The sequence below is a fragment of the Acinetobacter junii CIP 64.5 genome (assembly GCF_000368765.1).
In the GTDB taxonomy this organism is placed as follows: Bacteria; Pseudomonadota; Gammaproteobacteria; order Pseudomonadales; family Moraxellaceae; genus Acinetobacter; species Acinetobacter junii.
In genome coordinates this window covers 1,617,920-1,636,489 of record NZ_KB849655.1, presented here as the reverse complement: position 1 = coordinate 1,636,489, position 18,570 = coordinate 1,617,920, and the positions used below count along the sequence as shown (strand labels likewise).

Genomic DNA, 18,570 nt, shown 5'->3' with positions numbered 1-18,570 from the left:
TCCTTTTATTTTATTAATCTATAACGCCGTTTATCTCGCTGCTATCTTCAAAAATATCCATTTGGCCAATCTTGTATCTGTACGTCATCCATTCACCTTCACGAGGTTCACGACTAACACCTGTTTCAGCTCGCCACAGCTCAATAAGTGCTTCACCATTTTCATAGTTCGGAACGCCACCACGCGCCCACTCAGATACTGTAGAAGCACCAGAGACAGGTAATACAAAGGCTATTTTCTCATGTGTCCAACCAAGACGACCTAGATCCAGAATCATTCGATTAAAGTCCGGACGTTTGTAGCCACGGAGTTTGACAATAAATTCCTTTACCTTTTTTTGAGTTCTGAGGTTTATAAATCTATCTGCTGGTGACTTTTTGAATACAGTAGAGTCGATACCTTGGCCATTAATAAACATCATATTGTATTCCCCTGGATTTGATTAAGTGCATCATGATCTAGATTGGTAAATTGACAGTACTTCAGCTGGGCATGCATGTACGCAGTACCAGCTTCTCCGTGGCGGTTCTTTCCTACAATGGCCTCGGCAATACCTCGGTATTGGGATTCTTTGTTATAAACTTCGTCCCGGTACAAAAAAATAATTTGGTCGGCATCTTGTTCAATTGCACCTGATTCACGTAGATCCGACATCATTGGTCTTTTATTAGGTCGCTTCTCTAACTCACGATTGAGCTGAGATAAAAGAACAATGACGCAATCAAACTCTTTGGCCATGGCTTTCAGCTCACCGGTAAAATAAGCAATCTTTAAATCCTCCCGGGCGAATTGCTTTGTTGTCTTCATGATCTGAAGATAATCAACCAGAACTACACCGACAGAGCCATACTGATGTTTTACTTTACGGATAGACTCCCTGATATTTGCAATAGATGGACGGGAAGTATCATTGATCTGCATTGGTACCTTTTGAAGCATCACAACGGCGTTTGTATATGCTGTAAATTCCTCTTTAGGTAGCAGATGAGGGGAATTACGTACTACTCCAATATCTGCCGGTGCAATCGCGCAACAGAGACGCATGGCGATCTGCTCTTTAGGCATTTCGCCAGACATGATGAGGGCAGGCTTTTTCTGTATGACTGCTACATTATTTGCAATGAGCTGAAGCATAGTCGTCTTACCCATTGCAGGTCGTGCAGCCACCACCATTAGGCAACCAGGTTCAACATCGCCTAGTTTCTTGTCGAGGTCATAGATGCCAGTCTGGATTCCTTTGATCATCGAATTGCCAGCAATTGCAGCTTCAATCTTACGGTGCATCTCAAGAAATGTATTGGATGCAGCATCATGAATATGAAAGAGGGATTCACTTCCAGATTCAGTATTCAGATCTGCAAAAGCAGTTTGTGCATTCTGGACCAGCTCACCACGGCTCACCGTTAAGTTCCGAGCATGGTTAATTACTTTCATGGCTTCAGCTTCAACTTGCCTGCATGTCGTAAGATCCTTCAATTTCTCAGCATAAGACACCAAGTTATAAAAGCTGGAAGGGGCATCACCTAAAATTTGCATGATGTATTGCTCACCACCGGCAGCTTCAGAATAGTTACGCATTTCTAGCCACTGATTTACTAATACAGCGTCATATGGTGAATTCTTCGAATCCAGATCAACTACAGCCTGAAAAATCAATTTGTGGCGTGTAGCATGGAAATCATCTTCAGTAAGTAGGTTCTCAACTTGGCCATATGAATTTGAAACAGTCATCAGTGCTGCAAGTACAGCTTGTTCAATTTGTAGATTATGAATAGGCGTATTCATTGAGGACCTCCTAATAGGCTCTTAGGCTTAGTCGGTAAATTAAGAAATGGCTGAGCAGTATTAGCTTGCTGTCCGGTCGGAGACTGACTGCCATATTCAGGATTCTGCTTTTTGTAGCGATCAAACTTGTCTACGATCCAAGCCGTGAACTTATGTAGTTTTTTACTGTCAGATAGGCCGCTATTATCAAAATAAGAGTTGAATGCACTCAGCTCGAATTCAAAGCTAGGTAGGCCAAAGATTAGGTCTATATTGTTGCCATGACCTGCCATCTTTATCTTTGTTATCAACTGATCTACATCAGGAATCCAGTCATGCTCTTGAGAGAGATTCATTGGTAGATTCCCTGATAGATTCTGCACCCCGTTTTTGGGATCATTCAACATCCCGTTTTTGGGGTTATTCAAAGCACCATTTTCGGGATCATTCCCATTTTTGGAATCATTCCGTTTTTGGGATTGTTTAATATTCCCGTTTTTGGGTGTATTAGAATCATTCTGAATTTGAGTGTATTCCTCGCGACCCTTTACGCCGTTGAGCTTGAGAACCCTAACTCGTTTAGTTGGCCCCGTGCGTTCACCCGTATCTTCAACTAGGCCCAAGTTGATTAACTCTAAAATAACTTTTTGAACTGTCTTTTTGTCCAGCACGGTATCTTTGGCCAGGCGATCTATGCTTGGCCAAGCCGTATGTTCTTCACCAGCTCGATCTGCTAACGAAAGCAGAACGAGACGTTGTGATGAATTATTTACCGGAGCAGTCCAAGCCCAGCGTGTTGCATCAATGCTCACTACGCCCTCCTTGCTGCTTATGATTTTTCAACACAGTATTCCAAAGACGTTCTGGAGTAATACGTACTGATTCAACATATGCAGCTGATGGGAGCATTGTTGTCTGATCGACAGTAGGTTTTGGCTGTACTTTAGTTTGCTCTGATGGGGTAGAAGGCTTATCCATTTTTAGTAGCCTCCCACTGTATTTCATAATTTTCGCGTTCAATGTCGAATGTATTGCTATGGCTCCCTGCCAAGTAAGCAGCAATATGAATTAAGTGCTCAAGCGTTCCAAAGACGGCGCCATGAGTATTTTGCTTAATGGCCTCTTTGACTACTTCGACTTCATCTTTAACTTGATAGAACATGGTCTCAAGCCATGATGTGTTTTCATAAGCTAATGAATATGCATCGTACAGATCACCCGCATTGTAGTGATCATCGGGTTCTTGTTGATGTCTCTTAAGCTCAAGGCTATAGGTATCTGCCTGGCTGTTAGCAAGCTGCTGGGAAATTATGATTAGATTTTCTAGTTCAGCAAAAGCAGAGGAGTCAGCTCTATCATTTTCTTGTACAAATGCTTTAACGAAAGCCGTTGCTTTACTGATTTGATTGGCCAGAGTTCGAAGCTGTGTGGCAGTTTCAGATGCAAGTGAGTAAGCATTGATAATATCTGCGACACTGTAAAAAGGAATTGATTGTTCTGAAAATTGAATTTGTACTTTAGCGTTCATGATGAATGCGCTCCTTTGTAATTAAGAGCCACACACGTCACTGTCAAATGATTGGTGTGAAGCTTGAGAAGGTTGACAGACTGGCTACAAAGGGAACCAGCACACTCGAAAGTGTCCCTCCCAAGCTCCACATAAAGATGCAGAAGCATAGAGATTTTACGCATAAAAAAAGCCCAGAGCGGACTATATGCGCCTTCGTAGTTATAGCCTGTCAAAGCTAATTCAGTGATTTTGCACCGAACACGATCAATATAGCCGATCATTTTTAATTTGAGAAGCCTTAAACAGAAAATATTTTGAAAACTCATGGCTGCTCCCCAAACCTTTTAGCTAGGATCTGCATACCTTTTGGCAATATAAAAAATTCAGTCTGTGTGTAGCTGTATGATTGACCTGAAGGCTTTACACCTTCTTTGAGTGAATACTTAGTTTCACAGTAGCCGCGATTTTCACTGTAATAAGTTGAAGCCCTGGCATTGTTTAGATACCGATCCCAATTATGTTTCCGAAGCCATTCGGCCAGTTCTTGCTGCTTTACATTTAAAATCTTACATGCTTGCTGGAACTTCACACCGTGTTCAGTATGAGTAATGGTTTCGATTGCCTTGGTCAGCACTTGGTTTTCAGCACTTAACTGGAGATTCTGTTTAGCTTGGACTTCAATCGCCTGCAGGAGATGCTGAGGATTGCTGATATCAAATGCTGGGGTCTGCTGCTCAAGCTCATACCAGCGCTTTACAATTGCTGCGGTAAACTCCGGGCAGAGCTGGGCAACCACAGTAATTGAATCAAGCTTTCCTTGTTCACCAGAAAACACATATTCAGTACTTGTACGACCGTTTGTAGGCTTTTCCACCGTTGGTGGTAAAGCTATAACGAGGCGTTCAGCTAAACGTTCGATAGTCCTTTTTACAGAATCTAGGCGTATTTTCGTAATAGCTGCGATATCCGAACTAAGCATCTGTTGCGATGGCAAAAAGGAAGTGATGGAAGTATTCATGATTAAGCCTCCAATCCTCTAGAAGCCATCCATGCTTCAACATCTTCAATACGCCATGCGGTGATGCGTTCGGTTAGCTTAATTGGGGTAGGGAACTCACCAGCACGCACTTTGTCCCAAATAGTTGTTTCACCCATTGGCAGTAAGCCTTGGCGCTCAGGGCGTGCTTTGATGATTCGAGTTGTTCCATCTTTAGCGATGTACTTGCGTTCTTTACGTGCAGCCGTAGTTGCAAGTTGTGACATGCGATAAAAGCCTTTTGGCGCCGTAATTTGTTGTTGAGTAGACATGAAAAAACCTCTAACTATGTGCCGTACTGCAACGGCGTTAGAGGTAGTATGTTGTTGGTTCTTATATGTTAATAGATGGAAAGTTCCACTTGATCTATATTAAGTTTCACTTGATATATATTTTTCTTTGGTCCTTCCAGGCTCTCTAGAATAAGGAGGAGCTACTTCTTTAATCCAGTCTTTTAATGATATGGCCTGATCAGGTAATTCAATACGGTGTTCGGTCTGGCTTAGCTCTGCATAAACTGTAATAGCCATTTCTTTAATTTTAATTTTGTTATCCCTATCTTGACTCCATAGATAATTAGCTAGAGTTTTTGCTGCTAATTTAGCTCGTTCTCTGGCTGGGCTTATTCCTCGTGGCTTTTGAATTTGTTTTTCAATTAAAGTTTCAATCGTTTCAACTTTTCTGCCTCTAAGCTTTAAAGAGCCTTCAATAATTCTAGAAAGTTGATAATGGGTTATTAGAAGATCTGTTCGGTTTATAGCTTGATAAATAGCAGGCTCACCTTCCTTTTCAATTGTGGTGTCAATTACAGGCCTTGGTATAACAGACCCATGATATAGCCTAGGTCTTTCCCGCAAAAGTTCAATCCAAGCAATATGGACGTCAGTTACGGAAGCAATAGCATCAGAAAGCAGCGTAGATCCCCTAAGTTCATTTACTAAAACAGAAGAAGGCCTTTCTTTAAAAACTTCTAAAAAATAGTTTTTGGGGTTTCTTATATATGAGTCTTGGATGTCTAGAATATTTCCGAAATAACCAAATGAAGTATCTCCAATAAACTTTTTATTTATAGTTAAAAGTTTTATTAATTCTTGTTGTACTTCAAGTAAGCAACCATCATCAAAAAATAAATTAAGTCTTGCATTGATAATAGCCTCTAGAGTGGCATCCATATCGAAATGCAGCTTTGTATACCCGCCATGTTTATTAACATCAGCATACTCGTTCCATTCGTCCGTCATCTCTTCAGCATAAGATGCTTGACCATGCCAGCCTTTTACGAAGATATAGAGCTGCAGGTCATATACCAACGCCATATTTAATAGCTTCTTGGCATCATAGTAATCAACTTCCAAGGCTCGGTTTAACTCTTTTGCTGCATCTTTCAATGTATAGAAAGGAGCTGGATTTTTAATATCTTTAATATTACTCATGACCATTTATCCTTTTAGAAAACGCAGCAGAGCTATGCCATCTTGGTATTAGGTTTAAAGTGAATTAAATTTTCACTATCGTTGTTTGGCTTGAACTTAGACACATCCCCACCTTGACGAAGTGTGTCGAGATAATCTGCCCAGAGCTGCATCATTTCGCGTCGACGGCGTAAAAATTTGGTTCGGTTATAAGCTGTGCCATTAGGGTCTTTAACCTTGTGAGCAAGCTGGTGCTCTACAATATCGGTTCTATATTCGATTTCTTCATCCAGTAATGTTCGCGCCGTTGCCCGGAATCCATGAGCTGTATGTTTCCCTTTAAAACCCAATCGTTTTAATACCTGGGTAAGGGTGTCTGTACTCATGCATTCAGATGAAGTTTTGACACTTGGAAAAACGTATTTTGAAGTGGTCCGTAATTCTTCAAGTTCTTTGAGAATGTCATACGCTTGAATTGATAACGGTACGATGTGGTCTTGATTGGTTTTACTTGCTGCAAAGGACAGGCATCTATTTTCAAAGTCTACCGATTCCCAAAGTAGGGTTCTGACTTCCCCAGGGCGCTGGTAGATATATGCTGATAGCTTTATTGCTAACTCAGTTCTAATTCTCGTACGAGGAAAGTCTTTGGTTAAACGCCATGTTTTACGCAATAGATCTGCCAACTCTTTTTCATCCGTCACCGCGTTATGATTGCCTTTAGTCGGCTGGGGAAGAATGATGTCTGGAGCAGGGTTATAGGTAATGATTCTTCGCTTCAATGGAAGCTTGAGTACCATGTTTATAATGGACTTAATACGTCTTGCTGATTCAAGTGCACCTCGTTCAACGAGTGCATCAGTCACATCACGTTCCAGCTGTTCAGTGGTCAACTCTGCAACCGGTAACTTTCCAATAAACGGTAATATATCTTTATCCAGTTTACGAATTGTTTCGTGGTCTACCTTTCCCTCATGTCTACGGATCTCTAGCCATTCTGCTGCGAATTTACTGAAGGTATTCTCTAAGGTTTGACGCCGCTCACGTTTCTTATTATTACGTTGCTCAGCCGGATCGATGCCATCTGACAGCATCTTCTTAAATTCATCACGTTTGGATCTTGCTTGCTCAAGGCTAACCATTGGGTAGGTGCCGATTGCCAGGGTGTTATATTTTTGAGTTACTGGTCGACGGTAATCCATTCGCCAGTATTTCGCTTCTGTTTCATCAATCAATAAATACAGTCCACCGCCGTCCGGGTGTCTCTGCTTCTTTGCGCCATCCACATCAAAGCTAAGGTTTCTAACCTCTTTAGCAGTCAGTTTATTAGACTGTTTTGCCATTCTGATTTCTCCTGGTTGTCGGTATAAAATCAGCACTTTTGGAGAGTTTTCGGTCAAAAATTAGCTGATTTGGATTTATACCGACAAATATACCGACAAAGTTGTCGGTATACTACCGTTATCCATCGTAGTGCATCGGGCATAAAAAAAGGCTTAACCCCTTTAGGATCAAGCCTTTTGCACTACGGTAAACTACCGTAAAAGTCGAATTTGGCGGTGAGAGAGGGATTCGAACCCTCGAAACGCTATAAACGTTTACACACTTTCCAGGCGTGCTCCTTCAGCCACTCGGACACCTCACCAATGGGGTGCGATAGTAACTAAAAAAAAGCAGGCTGCCAAGTTGTAGCGAAACAGATTTGCAGAAAAACTTCTTGTCTAATGATAATATTGCGTCAAGTCACGTTTTATATTGAAGACAATATATGCAAAGTACTGCAAAAAAAGCAGCGTTGCCAGCCACGGCATTAGCAGCACTAGGGGTAGTCTTTGGAGACATTGGAACAAGTCCACTGTATGCATTGAAAGAATCATTTCATGCTGCACATGGACTCGGGATTCAGCCTGAAAATGTATTGGGTATCCTGTCCATTATCTTCTGGTGTTTGATGCTCATTATTAGTATCAAATACATCGCTATTGTTATGCGAGCAGACAATAATGGTGAAGGTGGAATCATGGCTTTACTGGCCTTGAATTTGCGCAAAGCCAAAATATCAGATACTAAAAAAATTTACTTGATTGCAATTGGGTTTATTGGCGCATCACTCTTCTTTGGTGATGGCATCATCACGCCTGCGATTTCAGTCCTCTCCGCAGTAGAAGGCTTATCCATTGCAACAGATGTACTCGATCCTTTTATTGTACCGATTGCAATTGTGATCGTTACGACCTTATTTTTGATGCAAAAACATGGAACCGCTTTTGTCGGGAAATTTTTTGGTCCAATTACCTTACTTTGGTTTTTGTCATTAGGTATTCTCGGAATTGTCAGTGTCATACAGACACCTGTGGTTTTGGGCATGGTGAGTCCGCATTGGGCAATCCAATTTATTTTTACTCATCCTTTACAGTCCTTTTTTATTATGGGAGCTGTAGTCCTTACCGTGACTGGTGGTGAGGCTTTATATGCGGATATGGGACATTTCGGTCCTCGTCCAATTCGCTTTGGTTGGTTCACCGTTGTTTTACCATGCTTGGTGTTAAATTACGCGGGTCAAGGAGCATTGCTACTTCGTAACCCTGCTGCGATCGAAAATCCATTTTATTTATTGGTGCCGAGTTGGGCCTTATATCCAATGATTATCTTGGCAACTATGGCAGCGGTGATTGCATCACAAGCGGTCATTTCAGGGGTCTTTTCCCTTGCACGTCAGGCGATTCAATTGGGATATTTGCCACGTTTAAGTATTAAACATACATCAGATTCAGAAGAAGGTCAGATTTATGTCCCATTCCTGAATTGGTTGCTTCTCGTCGCGATTGTAATTTTAATCTTAATCTTTAAGACCAGCTCAAACCTTGCAAGTGCTTATGGTTTAGCTGTGACCTTAACGATGTTGTGTGACACCATTCTGGTTGCGATCTTTATTTTCTATGCATGGAAATGGAGTCTGCCTAAAGTATTGCTTTTAATTATTCCATTTTTCTTTTTGGAATCGGTACTGGTTGCGGCTGCTTCATTAAAAATGTTCTCTGGTGGTTGGGTTCCTTTACTTATCGGCAGTATCGCAGTCATGATTCTAATGACTTGGAAGCGTGGTCGAGAGTTGACCTTTGCTAAACTTGAACACGATACTTTATCTTTGGATTTATTCGTCCGAAGTCTGGGGGATAATGTCCATCGTGTGCCTGGCGATGCAGTATTTTTGACAGGTACGCCGAATGTTGTACCTCATGCGATGTTGCATAATATTAAGCACAACAAAGTATTGCATGAGCGAAATATTCTAGTCACGGTTGTGATTGAGGATGTTCCTTTTGTTCCTCAAGAGGAGCGGGTGCAAGTCGAAACACTAAATGAGCATTTCTATCGCATTAAAATCTTCTATGGATTTAAAGATGAGCCAAATGTTCCACGTGCATTAATGCAAGCATATGAGCAATTAGAATTTGAATATGACTTGATGCAGATTAGTTTCTTCATTTCACGTGATCGTATCGTGCACAGTGTTGGTGATGGAATGTCTCCGTGGCGTGAACGTTTATTTATCTCAATGCAACGAAACACTAGCCCTGTTAGTGATTTTTATCAAATTCCGACTAACCGTGTCGTCGAGTTAGGTAGTCAAATCGAAATTTAAGAACTGGTTTTAAAAAAGGCACGTTCGCGTGCCTTTTTTATTGTCTGCTGATCAATTGTACAGTTTTGCGACATAAATTGTCGTTCATGCTCGGAACGCAATATACATCAAGCTTTTGAGTTGTTAAGCTTCGCATTCTTAAAGGTTTTGATGTAGTCATGGCAAAGAAAACAACGAGAAAAGGTAAATCACAAACTACTTTTTTGAGCAAAAATACTGGAAAAGTGCTGCTCGCGTTGATCGCAACAGGAAGCTTTGCGATAGCCTTTGGTAGTGAAAAGATTTCTAAATTTATTCCATTGCAATCAAGTAGTGGAGCGTGTCTTAATCAGTTTTATCGTGAAGTTCCTCCATTGCTCAATAAGGAAAGCTTAACCAAACATAGCTATGCCTTATGTTTTAATGATTTTAATGTCATGTATTCAGGTGTTTCAAAAACACCACTATGGTCAGCCGAGTATTTAAGCCCTGATCGATTAAGTATAAAAATTAAACGCGAAGATAATTTCCACGAAGAAACACGTGTAGAAATGGTTCATCGAGCATTGTTATCGGACTATCGTGGTTCAGGATATGATCGTGGGCATATGGCACCCAATGCAGATATGAACAATACTGCTGCACAATATGATAGTTTTTCTTTAGCCAACATGGTACCTCAAGCACCTAAAAACAATCAGGAAGTTTGGCGAAAACTTGAAGAGGCTGTCCGTGCAGTTGTGACCAAACATCATAAAGATGCATATGTTGTAACAGGTCCAGTTTTTGAAGGAAAACGACTCAAAACAATCGGTAGCGGTGTGATTGTCCCGACTGCGGTTTATAAAGCTGTGTACTTACCTAAACAAGGGATTATTGGGGCTTATTACGCACCAAATAATAATTCTGAACAGGTCGAGGTGGTGAGCGTTTGTTATCTAGAAGAAAAATTAGGGATTAATTTATTTCCACAACTGACTGAACAGCAAAAGCGCAATATTTATCATTTACCATTATCGGCTCAACAGGTCAAAGCCAATAAGGAAATCAGCTATTCACATTGGGATGGTCAAAGTCAATGTGCTGAAGAAGCGACTACAGAAGCGATACAGACACAGCAAAAACAGTTTAGTTCGGGTCAAAGCCAAACTTCACAGAGTAGTCTTCCGCAAATTGATGAAGAAACCAAACAAGCTTTAATTAAACAATTGGTCGATGCACTTGTGCAGTATTTCTTACAATTGTTGCGATAATCGAATCGATCTTGGCCGTAAATTGATTTAGATTCAGAATATAGCCCGACAATAATAAAGTGAGTAGAAAATGTTTAAACCATTTGAAACTGGAAATGAATCATCTTCGATTTATGATTTGACGCTTGAAAACCAAGTGGACTGCGTCAGTTTGTACGGTAATTTGCAGATTACAAAAGATCAAGTGGGATTAAAAGCGGCTAAAGCTTTACAGCAATTGATCAATGATGTGGTGATCGCTTTAGAAAAAGAAGAATTACCTGTACAGATCGAGCGAAAGCCTGAGCAGGAAATAGAGAATCCATTTTTATAATCCAATAAAAAACAGCCATATAGTGGCTGTTTTTTTATGGAGTGATCATTTAATTTCGGAGTGTAGCAACCACTTTGTGTATGAGAGCACCAATAACTGCACCTACAATTGGTGCAATCCAGAATAACCATAATTGACCAAGTGCCGCAGTTTCTGCAAAGAAAGCTACACCTGTACTACGTGCAGGATTCACAGATGTATTCGTCACAGGAATACTGATTAAATGAATTAAGCATAGGTCACTGAATCTCGTATAAAGATTGTTTAATTAGTGATCAATTGTAAAATGGTGAGAACATTAATCGTTTTTATAAATAACTGTAAGTTGTGTTGAGTTTTCGCCATTGTTGAGGAGTTTGTCCTGTCCAAAGTTTAAAAGCACGTTGAAAAGCACTTTGTTCTGAGTAGCAAAGTAATAAAGAGATTTCTTGCAAACTCAGGTGCGGATCTTTTAAGTATTCTGTAGCCAACATAAAGCGGACTTGTTGGACACGCTCCTGAAAGGTTGTGTTTTGCTGTTGTAAATGACGCTGTAATTGTCGTACAGAAAGTCCCAATTTCTCAGCGATAAAATCAATCTGATATTGATTCTTCTGTAAGCCCGTTAAAATTGCATGTTGTAAACGCTGATCTAATTGTGTTGAATTCGGTAGTTTATCTAATAGTGCCTGAGCTTGTTGCAATAACAATTGTTGCAGAGTGTGATCACCTGTTTTTAGTGGTTTGAATGCTTCAGTAATCGGGAGTAAGAGCTGAGTCTTAGGTTGATCAAAACGAACTTTGCAGTGGAAATACTGTTCATACACCGTGAGGTTTTTAGGTGCAGGATTCACAAAATGAACTTCGTGTAAATGGATCATTTCCCCTGACATAAACAGTTTAAGGAATTGCACCATCAGTGCTATTGCAATTTCGTCTGTCAGTTGAGTGGGGTGTAGTTCAGGTGCTTCCCAACAAATAGATGCATAGGGTTGATTAAATTCAACAATTAAAGGACTTCCATCATAAATAAGTCGATGAAAATCATGATAGCGTGCTAAAGCTTCACCAAGACTTTCACAAGATAAGGCTAAGTAAGCAATAATCCCTAAATGCTTAGGTTGGACGTATTCCGCAATTTCTAATCCTAAACCGATTTTTGGATGTAGTTGATTCAACTCTTCAAGTAGATCCCGCCAAATGACATAATCAAAGCGTTCAAGGTTTTGAATTTTTTGTAATTGTTCAGGTAAAGCTAGATTTTTAGCTTCACAATAAGTCGCCAGTAAATGCCCCAAGCCACCGTAAACTGATCCTGTATAATTCTTGAGTTGAGACATCCTGTCTGTTCCTCTTATTGTCGTGTTTTGTCAATATTAATATATCGTATCGTCAATACTTCGCCTACAAAAATTTATATCTTAAATAAAAAGAAGCACAGTTTAGGAGATCAAAATGATCAAGGGTTTTATCGCTGGTTTAGCGGTTGCAAATGCATTTGAATGGTTCGCACATAAATACGTTTTGCATGGTGTGCATCGTCCTGGGCAACCCCGTTATAGCCCTGTACCTAAAAGCATGGAGTCGCATTGGGCGCATCATCGTGAAGTACGTAAACAAGATTTCTCGGATGAATGTTATGTGGAAGGCATTGATCACTGGCGTACGCGTAATGAGTTAATGTCACTTGCTGTAGCCGCAGGTGTGGCAAGTGTTGTGTTCTATCCTTTTTCAAAAGGCATGGCACTTGCAGCGATTTATAGTGCGGGGAATTATTATTATGTTCATCGCCGTGCCCATCTTGAGCCTGATTGGGCGAAGCGCACGATCCCGTGGCACTATGATCACCACATGAACTCGAACCAAGATGCAAATTGGTGTGTTACTCGTCCTTGGTTTGATTATGTGATGGGGACGCGTGTGGTGTCTTCAGCAGATTTGAAAGAAGCTAATCCATTGGGTCTGCCTTTACCTGCACCGATTTCGAAGATATTAACTGAAGCGATTGAATCAGTATTTCCTGCAAAATGGGTAGAGCAGAAACCAAAATTGGTGACCACCGCTCAGACAGAAGAAATCGAAAAAGTATCGGTTGCATCTTGATATAGCGTGAAGAGGGTATTTTGACAAAACATGATGCTAGTCGCGTGCTTCTGTCGTGAATTGTCAATAAAATTGGCTTTTAATGTCAATATTTTTGCTGAATATCTCGCTAATTTAGCCCAAGCCTTTTTGTTGCTTGATATTTATCCAAATTTATTGTTTTTCGTTTACCCTCTAGCGTTGTATAAACGCATTTCATATACCTTGCTGAGCAAGGTATTTTTTTGACTAAAATTTGCCGAATAAAAAACCTCTCAAGCAATCGCATTGAGAGGTTTGGATCTAGCTATTTTTTATTGCTTAAAGGCGCATTTCAATGCCTTGCTCAGCTAAATATTTTTTCGCTTCAGGAATAGTATGTTGACCAAAGTGGAAAATGGAAGCGGCAAGTACAGCATCTGCGCCACCTTTCAAAATACCATCTGCCAAATGTTGTAAATTTCCTACACCACCTGAAGCAATCGTTGGAATCGTGACACGATCATTGATTTGACGCATTAAAGCGATGTCATAGCCTGCTTTGGTTCCATCGGCATCCATACTGGTAATCAGTAATTCACCTGCACCAAAGTCTGCCATTTTGACAGCCCATTCTATTGCATCAATACCTGTTGGCTTGCGTCCACCGTGGGTAAAGATTTCCCACTTATTTTCGCCAGTTTTTTTCGCATCAATTGCAACCACGATACATTGAGCACCAAAACGTTGAGATGCTTCTTGAACGAATTCAGGGTTGAACACCGCTGCCGAGTTGATACTGACTTTGTCTGCACCGGCATTCAGAAGTAAACGGATATCTTCGACTTTACGTACACCACCACCCACGGTGAGAGGAACGAAAACGCTTTCTGCCATACGCTCAACAGTACGGTAAGTAGTGTCACGTCCATGATGGGTAGCAGTAATATCTAAAAAGGTAATTTCATCGGCACCTTGTTCGTTATAACGACGGGCAACTTCTACTGGGTCACCTGCGTCACGAATATCAAGGAATTGAACGCCTTTGACGACTCGACCATTATCAACATCTAAGCAAGGGATAATACGTTTTGCGAGCATAAAATATTCCAAAAAATCGCCAATAAAGAAAGGGGTGCTACACCTTCATGGAGGGAAAGGGTATTCTATCAAACTTCACAGCTATTTTTTGCAGGTTTTCCATGTCGGTTTATACCCCGTTGAGTTTAGAAGATGTTCAAGCTTTTGCTGAGCCTTATGGTTTGGCAGTGATTGACCTGATTCCAATCCAAGGCGGTATTCAAAACACCAACTATTTTTTGGTGGATCATACTCAAAAACATTATGTTCTTACTGTTTTTGAAGAGCTTGATGCTGAAGGAGCTGGTGAGCTTGTTCCCGTACTAGACTGTTTGGGAGAGGCAGGGGTTGCCGTTGCTGTACCATTGAAACATCATGGTCAAGCCATTCATAGCATCGCAGATAAACCTGCACAAATCGCCCCACGCTTGATGGGTGAACATCCAGAAGAAGCAACATTATTACAAATCCAAGCGATTGCTCAGGCTCAAGCAAAAATTCATGTGGCGTTGAAAGATTTTCCTTTAAAGCGTGATTTTAATCGTAATCATCAGTATTGGTCAGATGTAGCAGAGCAACTGAGACCCAATATGAATGACGATGATCAATCCCTATTGGATCAAGTTTTTCAGCAATTTGCCAAAATTACACAGCAATATCCTGATCGTCCTGTCGGTTTTATTCATTCTGATCTATTTAGAGACAATACATTATTTGAAGGTGATCAATTACGAGGGATTCTTGATTTTTATGAGTTAAATCAAGATGAGTTTTTATTTGATATTGCGATTAGTATCAATGATTTTTGTACAGCTTATCCAAAGGCTCATTTAGACCAAGCCAAGGCAGAAGCTTTCCTTGCAGCGTATCAAAGCATTCGTCAACTCACAGCTGATGAGTTAGCGTGTTTAAATATTTTCTTGGCAATGGCTGCATGTCGTTTCTGGAGTATGCGTCTCCAAGTTGCACAAAAAAATGCGGAACAGGGTCGTACTGGTGAAGACATTTCACAAAAAGACCCGATGGAAATGCGGATGATGCTGCAAGATCGTTTACAAAAAGTTCAAGCTTAAGGAAAAAGCATGCGAGACCAAGGTCGTTTAGTAGAATGGTTTGATGATAAAGGCTATGGTTTTATTCAACCGAATGATAAGCACAAAGATCGGGTCTTTTTACACATCAAGGACTTTGCTCGCACAGGTCCTCGACCTATTATAGGTTGTGCTTTGGAGTACATGGTGATCTTAGATGAGCGTGGTCGTTATCGTGCTCAGCAAGTCAGTTATCTAAAAGCAGCCCAAGTATTTGAACATAAGCCGAAACCTTCAGCTGCGAAGCCTGCTAAACGTTGGACAGCGATGCAAATTGCCATTGTGATTTATATTGTATTCATGGTCATCGCGAGCTTTAGTAAATTATTACCGCCTTATACTTTATTGTTCGTCAGTTTGATGAATGTCTTGAGTTATTGGCTATATGCTCAAGACAAAGAGGCGGCACAATTGGGGAATCGCCGTATTCCTGAGCAAACCTTACATATCGTGGATTCGCTTGGAGGATGGTGTGCAGGTTGGTTAGCACAACAAAAACTGAGACATAAAACACAAAAACAACCGTTTCGTAAGATTTATTTCTGTACCATAGTCTTCCATATATTATTGATATGTTGGTTAATTTCTCCACTCAATGTGTTCTATTGAGGGAGTTCGTTTCTGGAGATAAATAAAATGAATTATTCCGTTGATCAAGACCCGAACCGTACTTTGACTTTGGTCCTTTACGTACTTTATATCATTGCGATTTTTACAGGTGGATTATTGGCAGTGATTGCCTTAATTATTAACTATGTAAAACGTAGCGATGTAAGAGGCTCTATTTTTGAAAGTCATTTTACTTGGCAGATTCGGACATTTTGGTGGTATCTCGCTTGGAATATCATTGCCTTTATTCCATTCTTCTTCTTGTTTTTTACAGGCGATAATCCGAATGCGTTTGCGGGTGTTGCATTATCAGGAACGGTTTTCTGTGTAGCGGTGATTTTCGCTGCTTGGGTTTGGATTGTATATCGTGCAATACGTGGCTTGATTGCTCTCAATGACAATAAACCTATGTATCAATGAATTGAGGTGTTGAACCTGAAGAATTGGTATTTATTTGATGCGTTTATATTATGAACCTTTGACTGTTGAGCATGCAGATCTCATTTATTCATATACGCTTGATGATGATCTATATCGTTTTATTCCTGACGTGAAATATCCTGAGCGAGAAGGATTAAGACAACGGTTTAGACAACTCGCCAAAGGTTCAGGCACACTCGAAGAAGTCTGGGTAAATTGGGTGGTTTTTGATGACACAAGTCAACAGCAACCGATTGGTACGCTGCAAGCTACCATTTTCCCTCATAAGCAAACTGCTTACGTTGGCTATATCATTTTTAAGGATTTCTGGAATAAAGGTTATGCAACTCAAGCCTTAAAATGGCTTGAAACCTATTTAAATCAACAATATGCCATATATAATATAGAGGCTTATGTCGATCAAAATAATCATGCATCCAAACGTGTATTGGAAAAATGCTATTTTAAATATAGTGCTTGTGATGGAAGTGATGCTGTTTTTAGTAAAAATCATTTAAACAGGTTGGATCATGATTATTGAGCATGTGCATTTAACAATTAAACCCAATCAAAGTCAGGCATTTGAGGCAGCATTTCAAAAAGCCAAAGCGATTATTTATCCGATGGCAGGATTAAATGCTGTACAGCTGATCAAAAATGTTCAAGATGATCATCGCTATATTCTAATGATATTTTGGGATCATATTGAAGATCACACAGAAGGGTTTAGAAAGTCTGCTGCTTATCAAGAATGGAAAGCTTTATTACATCCCTTCTATGATCCAATGCCAATCGTTGAATATTATCAACCTCAGATGCTACTGAAGAAGAATGAGCCGCCAATAAAAGAAAAGTAAGCTAAGCATCTTTATTGTTTTGAGGAGAGTTGAGGATTTTGAGTTTGAGCTCACTCACCAAAACACCCAATACCACCAGTAATCCGCCAAATAATGCGAGTAAGGGCAAACGTTCACCTGCAATTCTTCCAATCAGACCTGCCCAAACAGGTTCACCTGCATAAATGATCGCTGCACGACTTGGATCAACCATGCTTTGTGCCCAGTTCATAACAAACTGAATTAAAGCACTGGCGAGTCCCAATCCAGTTGCGATTAAAAGGAGAGGCCACGAAAATGCTGGCAATTGATGTTCACCAACCAAAGGCATGCTGGCGAAAGAGAGTAGAGCGGCAACCATGAGTTGAATTACAGTAACACGTCGTAAATTTACTCGTCCTGCAAAATAGCCAATCAAAATAATCTCTAATGCAATCACCAAAGCACAGATCAGGGTAAGTATTTGTCCATAAGAGAGCGTGATATTGGAAAAACCATTTCCTGTCAGTAGGACTAAGCCTGTAAATGCTAATGCTGAGCCGATCCATGTCATGAGTGATGGTGATTTTTGAAAAATAACCCACATGAGAATAGGTACTAAAGGAACATAAAGCGCAGTAAGAAAAGCCGATTCGCTACTTAAAATACTTTGTAGACCAATCATTTGTGCGCCATAACCAATCGCAATCATGATGCCGATGGCAGTTCCAGCCAGCGTTTCTTTGAGCGTTAAACCCGACATGGATTTTAATGAAAGTAGGAAAATCACACCTGCAGCAACTGCAAAACGGCAACCGACGAAAAACATCGGTGTACTAAAGTTGAGCGCATATTGCACTGCTAGAAAAGTCCCACCCCAAATCATGGTGATAAAAATCAATGCAAATTGTGCTGCTCTAGGCGATTGCGAGAAAGCTGTCAAAACCAAATTCCAAATCAAAGTGCAATATACTGCACATGTTGCATTAATTTATGCATTTGTGCAATATATTGCGCATAATTAAATGAGAGTGAAACTGCATGAATCATCCTGATGCGGTATTGCAATATGTAGGGCAGAATATTCGATTTTATCGAAACCAGCATCAATTAAGTCAGCAAGAGTTGGCAGAGCGGGCTGGAGTCAGCCGACGTACCATCGCATCTATAGAAACAGGAATGGTGAATATTAGTCTGACCAAGCTGGATGCGATTGCAAATGCTTTAGATGTGAATTTCAAACAACTTGTGACAGCACCAGAGCTTGTGGATTCTGCGGTCGTTAAGACTTTGGCATGGCAAGGCACTCATCTTGAGAGTCAGGCAACTTTACATGCATCCATCCCTGCACGTACTCAAGTCGAATTATGGACATGGACATTGGCCGTTGGAGAGACCTATGTTGCTGAACCTGATCAACAAGGGTGGCAGGAGTTGATCTATGTCATTGAAGGTGAACTGAGTCTAGAATTTGCTTCTGGAACACATTTAGTTGCAGCGGGTACATCGTTTTTATTTGATAGTTCTGTTCCTTACCGTTATAGCAATCAAGGTACTGACATACTCCGCTTTATTCGAAATGTGATTTATTGATCTAAAAAA

General features: G+C 40.5%; 22 protein-coding genes, 1 tRNA gene and 1 pseudogene. 10 read left to right on the top strand and 14 right to left on the bottom strand.

The window, feature by feature from the left end; genetic code table 11:
* Positions 1–13 precede the first annotated feature (13 nt).
* From F948_RS13400 to F948_RS13355, 10 genes are all read right to left on the bottom strand, one after another.
* The gene (locus F948_RS13400) at positions 14–421 is read right to left on the bottom strand and encodes a hypothetical protein (RefSeq protein WP_004964743.1); all 408 of its coding nucleotides are present in this window, start codon (positions 419–421) and stop codon (positions 14–16) included.
* Entirely contained in the window at positions 418–1,785 is a 1,368-nt protein-coding gene (locus F948_RS13395; protein WP_004964740.1) for a replicative DNA helicase, read from the bottom strand. The genes F948_RS13400 and F948_RS13395 overlap by 4 nt, the downstream gene beginning before the upstream one ends.
* The gene (locus F948_RS13390; protein ID WP_004964737.1) at positions 1,782–2,576 is read right to left on the bottom strand and encodes a helix-turn-helix domain-containing protein; all 795 of its coding nucleotides are present in this window, start codon (positions 2,574–2,576) and stop codon (positions 1,782–1,784) included. Before F948_RS13390 ends, F948_RS13395 begins: the two co-directional genes overlap by 4 nt.
* Positions 2,566–2,742, bottom strand: coding sequence for a hypothetical protein (locus tag F948_RS16510; RefSeq protein ID WP_004964734.1), 177 nt, complete (start codon positions 2,740–2,742; stop codon positions 2,566–2,568). The genes F948_RS13390 and F948_RS16510 overlap by 11 nt, the downstream gene beginning before the upstream one ends.
* A complete protein-coding gene (locus tag F948_RS13385) occupies positions 2,735–3,292 on the bottom strand; it encodes a hypothetical protein (protein WP_004964729.1) in 558 nt (185 codons plus the stop codon). The genes F948_RS16510 and F948_RS13385 overlap by 8 nt, the downstream gene beginning before the upstream one ends.
* A 304-nt stretch (positions 3,293–3,596) precedes the next feature.
* Entirely contained in the window at positions 3,597–4,292 is a 696-nt protein-coding gene (locus tag F948_RS13375) for a phage antirepressor KilAC domain-containing protein (RefSeq protein WP_004964721.1), read from the bottom strand.
* 2 nt (positions 4,293–4,294) lie between these two features.
* Complete coding sequence (locus tag F948_RS13370; protein WP_004964718.1) at positions 4,295–4,582, bottom strand: helix-turn-helix transcriptional regulator; 288 nt, start codon at positions 4,580–4,582, stop codon at positions 4,295–4,297.
* Positions 4,583–4,681: 99 nt separating this feature from the next.
* Positions 4,682–5,743, bottom strand: coding sequence for a hypothetical protein (locus F948_RS13365; protein WP_004964715.1), 1,062 nt, complete (start codon positions 5,741–5,743; stop codon positions 4,682–4,684).
* A 32-nt stretch (positions 5,744–5,775) separates the two neighbouring features.
* Complete coding sequence (locus tag F948_RS13360) at positions 5,776–7,065, bottom strand: tyrosine-type recombinase/integrase (protein ID WP_004964713.1); 1,290 nt, start codon at positions 7,063–7,065, stop codon at positions 5,776–5,778.
* Between the two features lie 211 nt (positions 7,066–7,276).
* Positions 7,277–7,367: transfer RNA gene (locus F948_RS13355), tRNA-Ser, on the bottom strand.
* Positions 7,368–7,490: 123 nt separating this feature from the next.
* Here F948_RS13355 and F948_RS13350 point away from each other — a divergent pair.
* From F948_RS13350 to F948_RS13340, 3 genes are all read left to right on the top strand, one after another.
* A complete protein-coding gene (locus F948_RS13350) occupies positions 7,491–9,368 on the top strand; it encodes a potassium transporter Kup (protein WP_004909798.1) in 1,878 nt (625 codons plus the stop codon).
* Positions 9,369–9,526: 158 nt separating this feature from the next.
* A complete protein-coding gene (locus F948_RS13345) occupies positions 9,527–10,600 on the top strand; it encodes a DNA/RNA non-specific endonuclease (RefSeq protein ID WP_004909797.1) in 1,074 nt (357 codons plus the stop codon).
* A 70-nt stretch (positions 10,601–10,670) separates the two neighbouring features.
* A complete protein-coding gene (locus tag F948_RS13340) occupies positions 10,671–10,913 on the top strand; it encodes a hypothetical protein (protein ID WP_004909796.1) in 243 nt (80 codons plus the stop codon).
* A 49-nt stretch (positions 10,914–10,962) separates the two neighbouring features.
* Here the strand turns inward: F948_RS13340 and F948_RS16195 are convergent.
* Both F948_RS16195 and F948_RS13335 read right to left on the bottom strand, forming a co-directional pair.
* Positions 10,963–11,151 (bottom strand): annotated as a pseudogene (locus F948_RS16195) (aquaporin); the annotation flags it as partial.
* Between the two features lie 70 nt (positions 11,152–11,221).
* Complete coding sequence (locus tag F948_RS13335; protein ID WP_004909794.1) at positions 11,222–12,232, bottom strand: AraC family transcriptional regulator; 1,011 nt, start codon at positions 12,230–12,232, stop codon at positions 11,222–11,224.
* Between the two features lie 115 nt (positions 12,233–12,347).
* On the opposite strand from F948_RS13335, the gene F948_RS13330 reads away from it, so the two are divergent.
* On the top strand, positions 12,348–12,995 hold the full coding sequence (locus tag F948_RS13330; protein ID WP_004909792.1) for a sterol desaturase family protein: 648 nt from the start codon (positions 12,348–12,350) through the stop codon (positions 12,993–12,995).
* A 300-nt stretch (positions 12,996–13,295) separates the two neighbouring features.
* Here the strand turns inward: F948_RS13330 and hisF are convergent, their stop codons facing one another.
* Positions 13,296–14,054 carry an imidazole glycerol phosphate synthase subunit HisF gene (gene hisF / locus F948_RS13325; RefSeq protein WP_004812244.1) on the bottom strand — a complete coding sequence of 253 codons (759 nt, stop codon included), beginning with the start codon at positions 14,052–14,054 and terminating at the stop codon, positions 13,296–13,298.
* Positions 14,055–14,155: 101 nt separating this feature from the next.
* Between hisF and F948_RS13320 the strand changes: the two genes are divergently transcribed.
* From F948_RS13320 to F948_RS13300, 5 genes are read left to right on the top strand one after another with little or no spacing between them, the layout of a single operon-like run.
* A complete protein-coding gene (locus F948_RS13320) occupies positions 14,156–15,106 on the top strand; it encodes a homoserine kinase (RefSeq protein WP_004964707.1) in 951 nt (316 codons plus the stop codon).
* A 9-nt stretch (positions 15,107–15,115) separates the two neighbouring features.
* Positions 15,116–15,733, top strand: coding sequence for a DUF1294 domain-containing protein (locus F948_RS13315; protein ID WP_004964705.1), 618 nt, complete (start codon positions 15,116–15,118; stop codon positions 15,731–15,733).
* A gap of 27 nt (positions 15,734–15,760) precedes the next feature.
* Positions 15,761–16,153, top strand: a complete 393-nt coding sequence (locus tag F948_RS13310; RefSeq protein WP_004909785.1) for a DUF4870 family protein — start codon at positions 15,761–15,763, stop codon at positions 16,151–16,153.
* A 37-nt stretch (positions 16,154–16,190) separates the two neighbouring features.
* The gene (locus F948_RS13305; RefSeq protein WP_004909782.1) at positions 16,191–16,694 is read left to right on the top strand and encodes a GNAT family N-acetyltransferase; all 504 of its coding nucleotides are present in this window, start codon (positions 16,191–16,193) and stop codon (positions 16,692–16,694) included.
* Complete coding sequence (locus tag F948_RS13300; protein ID WP_004909780.1) at positions 16,684–17,010, top strand: antibiotic biosynthesis monooxygenase family protein; 327 nt, start codon at positions 16,684–16,686, stop codon at positions 17,008–17,010. Before F948_RS13305 ends, F948_RS13300 begins: the two co-directional genes overlap by 11 nt.
* 1 nt (position 17,011) lies before the next feature.
* Here F948_RS13300 and F948_RS13295 read toward each other — a convergent pair whose 3' ends face one another.
* The gene (locus F948_RS13295) at positions 17,012–17,854 is read right to left on the bottom strand and encodes a DMT family transporter (protein WP_017397369.1); all 843 of its coding nucleotides are present in this window, start codon (positions 17,852–17,854) and stop codon (positions 17,012–17,014) included.
* Between the two features lie 155 nt (positions 17,855–18,009).
* Between F948_RS13295 and F948_RS13290 the strand changes: the two genes are divergently transcribed.
* Positions 18,010–18,561 carry a helix-turn-helix domain-containing protein gene (locus F948_RS13290; protein ID WP_004909774.1) on the top strand — a complete coding sequence of 184 codons (552 nt, stop codon included), beginning with the start codon at positions 18,010–18,012 and terminating at the stop codon, positions 18,559–18,561.
* Positions 18,562–18,570: the final 9 nt, after the last annotated feature.